The organism is Veillonella dispar, assembly GCF_937975875.1.
In the GTDB taxonomy this organism is placed as follows: Bacteria; Bacillota; Negativicutes; order Veillonellales; family Veillonellaceae; genus Veillonella; species Veillonella dispar_B.
Window position 1 is genome coordinate 1 of record NZ_CALJSP010000025.1, and the last position, 7,830, is coordinate 7,830.

The following is a 7,830-nucleotide window of genomic DNA, read 5'->3' on the forward strand; positions in this document are numbered from 1 at the left end:
ACTGAAATTAAATCCATACGTCAAGGTAAGCTGAACCTAAAAGATAGCTTTTGTCGCATTGATAAAGGTGAGCTCTTATTGTATGGCGTTCACATTAGTCCATACGAACAGGGGAACCGCTTTAATCATGAACCTGAACGAACTCGCAAATTGTTGATGCATAAATCTGAAATCAATAAACTGCATGCTCAGGTTAAGGAGAAAGGATTCTCTTTAGTGCCCCTTAATTTCCATTTCAGTCATGGTTATGTAAAGGTAACCGTTGGTCTTGTAACTGGTAAAAAGCTGTATGATAAGCGTCAAGATATGGCAGAACGCGATGCTAAGCGAGATATTGCTAAGAGACTTAAAGAACAACAAAAATATTAAAATAAAGAAATCGAGTCATGATGGCTCGATTTTTTTGTGTGATATTTGTTAACTTATCTTGTGTTTTTAGTTGATAAATATGTATATTGAAATTATAATGTAAACAAAGAGTTGTGATTGTGGTTGACATTTTCTAAGTAGAGGAGAAACATCATGAATCAGAATATTCGGTACATTACAGAGGTTGCTATTTTAACGGCTATGATTACTGTATTAGGTGCTATTAAAATACCTAATGTCATTCCAGGTATAGAGTTTCAACTGTCAGCTCCATTGGCGGTAGCCATATGTGCCGTATTCGGATTTAAGAAATATATTATTAGCGGATGTCTATCTAGTTTAATCGGTTTAGCACTAGGTACACAAACTATTTTGAATGTTATGATTGCTATGCAATTTAGACTTATCGTAGGGCTAATTCTTTGGATGTGCCACAATCATATGATAGGTATTATGATTTCTGGCCCGATTGCATCTGCATTAGCGCGATTGACCTTGTCTGTATATATCGGTAAAGCTGCATTACCTATGGTTGCATTAGCAGTGCCTGGCATGATTTTTACTGTTATTATGGCACCAGTATTTGTGAAAGTATTCCGTAAAATTCACAGCCAAGTACCTAAAAATGATCTTATTAAAGGGAAGGTGTCATAATGGCTGAATTATATAGTGTACGCATGCGTGCTGCTCAAGGTGGTCCCCATGAAAAAGGGGGCCACCATATTTCTGGGGCAGAGCGGATTGTGAAGTTAGAAGAAGTAGGGGCTATAGCTCAATCGTTAGCTGATCGCGCACTGCATCACAGTAAAGGAAGAGCTGATTTTATCAATATTACTGTAGATTTAATCCCACCGGAGAAGATTACATATATTGACTGTCTTAAGGTAGAGGAACATAAAACTAGTAGTATTTCTGAATCCCATCAATTGGCGACTGAGCTTTTACAAGGTCCTCATATTAGTGAGGCAGCTGTTCTTAAAGCTATATCTTTGTTAAAAAGTTTAGATAAATCTATGCGCGGCGCTATGTTAGTGGATGCCATTACTGGCGAGCGCTTAGATACAGGTGACCGCGGAGTACGTGTTAGTCATATGGACTCCTTTGACTCTTATGCATTAGGTGATAATGAACATATGAGAGAGGCTTTAGTATTAGCTTCAAAGGTTCAATCAGCAGATGGTATTGTGGGCGAATTATGTTGGTCTGATGATCCAGACTATACAGTAGGTTATGTTGCTTGTAATGGTGTATACCATCGCCTTCCTAATATGAAAGAATTTGGTTCAGATATAGGGGGCCGCGTTTTCTTTGTACGGTCTGATATAGATAGTGAAAGTGTAATTGAGTATTTGGAGCGTACTCCAGTACTTGTTCAACGGAGATAGAATGTACAAATTTTTTAAAGAACAATTAGATTCTAAGATAGAGAACCATAATTTACGAACCTTAAGAGAATACTGTCCTCTAGATGCAGTGCGAGTAAAACGAGATGATAAAGAATATTTAATGATGGCTTCAAATAATTATTTGGGCTTAACTTTTGATACTCGTGTCATAGAAGGGGCCCTGAAAGGGGCTCAACAATATGGAACAGGATCTGGTGGATCGCGCCTTGTATCTGGTACATTTCCATTATTTACAGAGCTCGAAAGGTCATTAGCTAAATTTAAGAATACTGAAAAAGCCCTTGTATTTAATACCGGTTATATGGCCAATGTAGGAACTATTTCTGCCGTAGCTGATAAGAATACTATTATTTTTAGTGATGCTCTTAATCATGCTAGTATTATTGATGGTTGTAGATTAAGTCGAGGTACTGTAAAAACATATAGCCACTGTGATATAGACGAGTTAAAGTATCTGTTAAAACAGGTAGATCGAAACACTCGAAAGCTTATAGTTACTGATGGCGTATTTAGTATGGATGGGGATATTGCACCACTAGATAAACTGTATGAATTAAGCCGTGATTACAATGCATTGCTCATGGTTGACGATGCCCATGCAACGGGAACTATTGGTAATGGTCATGGTACAGCGGCCTATTTTGGACTTGAAAAAGAAGTAGACATACAACTTGGTACATTGAGTAAATCTTTAGGCTCTGTTGGTGGTTATGTAGCTGCAAATAGTACTATCATAGATTATCTCGTTAATACGAGTCGTAGCTTTATATTCTCCACCGCATTATCTCCTGCAGATATAGGAGCGGCCCTGGCTGCATTACATATTCTTGAGACAGATGCATCTGTTTTAGCGCGTTTACATGAAAATGTAAACTATATGGCAGATCAATTGATTTCTATGGGAATTGATGCTACTAATGAAACGCCAATTTTCCCAATACTAATAGGGCGTAATGAAGATACACTTGCCGTATCTGATTATCTATATGAGGATGGCATTATAGGCACCGCTATTCGTCCGCCTACAGTACCTATTGGTGAAAGCAGAATTAGACTAACGGTGACTGCTGCGCATAATAAAGAACAAATAGATTATGTGTGCCAATCACTGCATAATGCTATGAAACAGTTATAATCATGATAATAGATAATATATCCTCTGAAGACAGGGATAAAAGAATCCTTGGATTGGTAAAATTGTCAAATTTAGATAAGTTGAGAAGGCTAAGAGTAGTGAATGTACCGAATTGGTGAAGGTTTCATATAATTGACACTAATACTAAATAGGCTTATAATTATTAGACCGACGCACGGGGATGTAAAGGTTTCGACAGGGGTGCGTGTGGTATAGATAGCGAGTCGGCGTTCCATGAGGCCGTTAAACGGTGGGAAAACATTTAAACGCAGAAGAAAATTTTGCATTAGCTGCATAAGCTACGTCCCTCATACTTGTGCCTACCAAGTGTGAATGGACGTCAAACCGTAGGCTGGCTTAATTCAGTTGTTCATATGAATTAGGCGAGACAATATGAACTGGGGTTGTGTAGCTTGTCTGTGAGCGGTAGCAACCTGAGATCTAAATCATAGACTGTGCTCGGAGAAGTCTATATGGCAACACTTCTGGACAGGGGTTCGACTCCCCTCATCTCCACCAATATTAAAGCTAAAGCTAGAAGATACGTGTTTACTGTACGAATGCAGTAGTTACCTAATCTTCTAGCTTTTTTTGGTGTTCCTATATGTTTGCTAAAATACGTATTTATTCGCTTGAAATTTCCCCTTTATTTCCCCTTGATTTCCCCACGGAGCACAGATATTTAATTAGAAAATGTGTACACAAAGAATCTAAAATGTCAATAATTTTTATCGTTTTGATTATGCACAATGAATATGAATTTATATAGATTTTATCTATGTTTTATAAAGGTGGAAGGGTATCGAAAAAATTGACTTTGTCTATAGAATCCTGTAAAATATATATAGATATTTATGTAATTATGACACATAGATGATTAGTTTCGTGTAAAGGAGTACAGATAATGAAGTTCCGTTATTCCCGTATGTTAGCGGCTCTCGTTGTATCCGCTGTAATGGTTGCTGGATGTGGCAGCAATCAACAGCAAGCAGGCGACGTGAGTGTCAATGCATACAAAATTACTGCAAGTGATGCACAGGTAAACCAAACCTATGCTGGTACAGTAGTTGCAGAAAACTCTGTAGCTGTACATGCTCGTGTAACTGGTTACGTTGTTGAAAAATATGTTAAAGGTGGCGCGCAAGTTGTAGCTGGTCAACCATTATATCGTATCGATTCTCGTCAGTACGAAGCTAGTCTTGCTAATGCAGAAGCGCAAGCTGCTCAAGCTAATGCGACTTACAAAAATGCTGAAGTAGATCTTAATCGTTATGAAACATTGGCGCAACAAGACGCGATTGCGCAACAACGTGTAGATACACAACGCAGTACTACAGAACAAGCTAAGGCAGCATATGAAGCATATCAAGCATCTGTAAAAATTGCTCAAGATAACTTGGGTGACACAATAGTATATGCACCATATTCCGGTACATTACGTATGGACGATATTGATATGGGCGCATTTGTACAAGCTGGTTCTACAACTTTAGTTACAATTGACTCCATTGATCCTATTTTTGTTGAATTTAGCATGACTGAAGAAGAATATCTTGACTTCATGAAAAATCCAACTGGCGATGATTCTAATGGTCCAAATATTCAGTTAAAACTCGCTGATGGTGATACTTATAACCAATTTGGTACTATTGTTCAAGCAGCAAAAAGTCTTGACCAATCAACAGGTAAGCTTTTGTTGAAAGCTTCCTTCCCAAATCCTGATCATTTGTTATTGCCAAATATGTTTGCTACAGTGATTTCTCCTGGTCAAAAACTCAAAGATGCTATTCTTGTTCCTAGTCGTGCCATTCTTCAAATCATGGATAAAAACTTTATCTATGTTGTAAATGCTGATGGTGTAGTAGAACAAAAAAGTGTTGAAGTTGGCGGTACAAGTGGTAGCGATACAATTATTAAAGCCGGTTTAGCACCTGGAGACACAATCATCGTTGATGGCTTAACTAAGGTTAAAAACGGTGTGAAGGTTAATGCTAAATTGCTTTCAAAAGAACAATTAAAAGCTACAAAATAGAAGGGGGCTAGATCGTGTCGAAATTCTTTATTAATCGACCTATCTTTGCCATTGTAATAGCCATTGTTATTACCTTGGTAGGTCTCATTTCTATGATGAACCTTCCGATAGCTCGATATCCACAAATTTCTCCACCTACAGTTCGTGTAAACACTGCCTATACAGGTGCAACGGCTCAAGTTGTTAATGATACGGTAGCCAGTGTTATTGAAACACAAATCGTAGGCGTACAAGATATGGACTATATGACATCTAGTAGCTCTAGTAATGGTAGTTACTCTTTGACTGTTCAGTTCAATCAAGGCACAGATGCGGATATGGATACGGTTAATACACAAAACCGTGTACAAGCAGCACTTGCTCAATTGCCTGCAGAGGTACAAGCAGTTGGTGTTACAACTACTAAATCTTCTGGTGATATGGCTATGGTATTCTCCTTGAACTCACCTGATGGTACTTATGATTCTACATTCTTAAAGAACTATGCTACCAACTATATGATGGATGCTATTAAAGCCATTAAGGGTGTCGGTTCTGTACAAGAGTTCGGTTCTGACTATGCTATGCGCATTTGGTTAGATCCTGCGAAGATGCAAAATCTTGGTGTTACCATTTCTGAAGTAACAGCAGCTATTAAGGGACAAAACTTACAGGCTGCGGCAGGTACAGTTGGTCAAAATCCTACTAATGGGGAACAAGCATTTCAATATCCTATCAAAATTGAAGGTCGTCTTGTGACACCTGAACAATTTGGTAACATTGCTATTAAAAGCTCTAATGGTAAGGTATTGCATCTAAAAGATGTTGCTCGTATTCAAATTGGTGCTAAAGGATATGACTTTATTGCTAAGTCCGCGCATAAAGAGGTAGCAGGTTTTGCTATTTCCTTACAAAATGATGCGAATGCATTAGAAACTATTGCGAATGTTAAGAAGGTACTAGATGAACAATCTAAATCTTTCCCACCAGATATGCAATATAACGTGGTTGTAGATAATACTAAATTCGTAAGTGCTTCCATTAATGAGGTAGAGCATACATTTGTAGAAGCATTGTTACTCGTTCTTATCGTAGTATATGTGTTCCTACAATCTTGGAGATCTACGATCATTCCTATGATTGCCGTACCAGTATCCTTGCTTGGTACATTTGGGGCTTTCGTATTACTTGATTTCTCTATCAATACGTTAACATTATTCGCCATGGTATTGGCTATTGGCCTCGTTGTTGACGATGCTATCGTAGTAGTAGAAGCGGTAGAGTATGAATTAAAATATAATGGCTTACCTCCGAAAGAGGCGGCTATTAAAGCGATGGAAAATGTACAAGGCCCTGTAATTGGTATCGCCTTTGTATTGGTAGCTGTATTCGTACCAGTTGCCTTCATGGGTGGTATGACAGGTATTCTTTACAAACAGTTTGCATTAACAATCGCTGTATCTGTTGTTATTTCTGCGATTATCGCCCTTGTATTAACACCAGCACTATGTGCTACGATGTTAAAACCTCACACGTCAAAAGAACGCGAAGACTGGGTACATCGTCAGTTAAACAAATTCAATGCAGGCCTAGAACGTTTCAGCAATTGGTATGGTATCCAATTGGCTCGTTTAAGCCATCGTTTGAGCTTAACTGTTATTGCATTATTAATTTTTGCTGGTGGTACAGGTTTAGTATTCCACTTCTTACCAACATCCTTTGTACCTGCAGAGGATAGTGGTTACTACATGATTGCCGTTAATGAGCCACCTGGTGCTACATCTGAACGTACTATGGCAACCCTTGAAAAAATTGCATCTTTCTTAGAAGGGAAGAATGATCCTGAAAAGCCTAAAGATGAGCAATTATTCCAAGAGGTATTTACTGTAGCAGGCTTTGACCTCTTAGGGGGCGGCCAAAAATCTAGTGCAGGTGTAATCTTCGCTACTATGTCCGACTGGAAGTATCGTACAACACAAGCTACATCTATCAACGCCATGGTTGGTCAAACATTTGGCTTTGCTGCACAAGGCGTACCAGAAGCAACAGTTATTGCCATGAATCCACCATCTATTCCAGGTCTTGGTACTACTGGTGGTTTCAGCATGTATATCATCAATAAAGCTGGTGACAGCCCTCAAGTTATGGCGGAACGTGCTAATGAATTCTTAGCAGAAGCTCGTAAGAGTCCAGCAATTCAATCTATTTACACTACCTTTGATACATCTACACCATCCTTACAATTTGATGTGAATCGTGAAAAAGCGGCTCAAGATGGTGTGGCATTAGCTGATATCTTTACTACATTGCAAGGTTTCTATGGTAGTATTCAAGTCAATGACTTCACTACATATGGTAAAAACTATAAAGTAGTAGTGCAAGCTGAAGACGCTTACCGTCAAAATGCAGAACAGCTTAATATGCTAGCTGTTCGTAATAGCAAGGGCCTTATGGTTCCAGTTTCTAACTATATTACGAAGGAACAAACAGGCACACCATCTAGTATTACTCGTTTTGATAATGCAATGGCTGTACAAATCGGTGGTTCTCAAGCGAATGGTTACTCCTCTGGTGATGCGATTAATGCATTGAAAGAGGCGGCAGCTAAAACTTTACCAGCCGGTTATACATATGACTGGGCAGGTCAATCTCGTGAAGAGTTGAAAGCTGGTTCTCAAACCATCATGATTCTTGGTTTAGGTCTAGTATTTGTATTCTTAATCTTGGCCGCCCTGTATGAATCTTGGAAGGTTCCATTTGCCGTATTGTTCTCCGTACCATCTGGTATGATTGGTGCTTCTTTAGTTCCATTCTTGTTGAACTTTACAGGTAGATATTCCTTAGCTAATGATATTTACATCCTGACCATCTACGAGCGCACCCCCGACTTCTCCAAAGTCACCGTAACC

6 protein-coding genes and 1 other RNA gene are annotated in these 7,830 nt (G+C 38.7%); all 7 read left to right on the forward strand.

The features are described from left to right. The coding region (gene smpB / locus Q7P05_RS01050; RefSeq protein WP_303930097.1) for an SsrA-binding protein SmpB at positions 1 to 369 on the forward strand (369 nt) is incomplete at its 5' end. Between the two features lie 153 nt (positions 370 to 522). Continuing rightward, on the forward strand, positions 523 to 1,023 hold the full coding sequence (locus Q7P05_RS01055; RefSeq protein WP_004697157.1) for a hypothetical protein: 501 nt from the start codon (positions 523 to 525) through the stop codon (positions 1,021 to 1,023). Next, positions 1,023 to 1,754, forward strand: a complete 732-nt coding sequence (locus Q7P05_RS01060; protein ID WP_005386403.1) for a 6-carboxyhexanoate--CoA ligase — start codon at positions 1,023 to 1,025, stop codon at positions 1,752 to 1,754. The genes Q7P05_RS01055 and Q7P05_RS01060 overlap by 1 nt, the downstream gene beginning before the upstream one ends. A gap of 1 nt (position 1,755) precedes the next feature. Then, entirely contained in the window at positions 1,756 to 2,910 is a 1,155-nt protein-coding gene (gene bioF / locus Q7P05_RS01065) for an 8-amino-7-oxononanoate synthase (protein ID WP_303930098.1), read from the forward strand. Between the two features lie 177 nt (positions 2,911 to 3,087). Next, positions 3,088 to 3,429, forward strand: a transfer-messenger RNA (tmRNA) gene (gene ssrA, locus Q7P05_RS01070). Between the two features lie 385 nt (positions 3,430 to 3,814). Continuing rightward, the gene (locus Q7P05_RS01075) at positions 3,815 to 4,942 is read left to right on the forward strand and encodes an efflux RND transporter periplasmic adaptor subunit (RefSeq protein ID WP_024065996.1); all 1,128 of its coding nucleotides are present in this window, start codon (positions 3,815 to 3,817) and stop codon (positions 4,940 to 4,942) included. Positions 4,943 to 4,956: 14 nt separating this feature from the next. Continuing rightward, positions 4,957 to 7,830, forward strand: a 2,874-nt coding sequence (locus Q7P05_RS01080; protein ID WP_303930099.1) for an efflux RND transporter permease subunit, incomplete at its 3' end; no start/stop codon positions are given.

Coding starts and splice junctions, on each gene's coding strand:
- Q7P05_RS01055 (WP_004697157.1), top strand. CDS start 523: ATGAATCAGAATATTCGGTACATTACAGAGGTTGCTATTTTAACGGCT.
- Q7P05_RS01060 (WP_005386403.1), top strand. CDS start 1,023: ATGGCTGAATTATATAGTGTACGCATGCGTGCTGCTCAAGGTGGTCCC.
- bioF (WP_303930098.1), top strand. CDS start 1,756: ATGTACAAATTTTTTAAAGAACAATTAGATTCTAAGATAGAGAACCAT.
- Q7P05_RS01075 (WP_024065996.1), top strand. CDS start 3,815: ATGAAGTTCCGTTATTCCCGTATGTTAGCGGCTCTCGTTGTATCCGCT.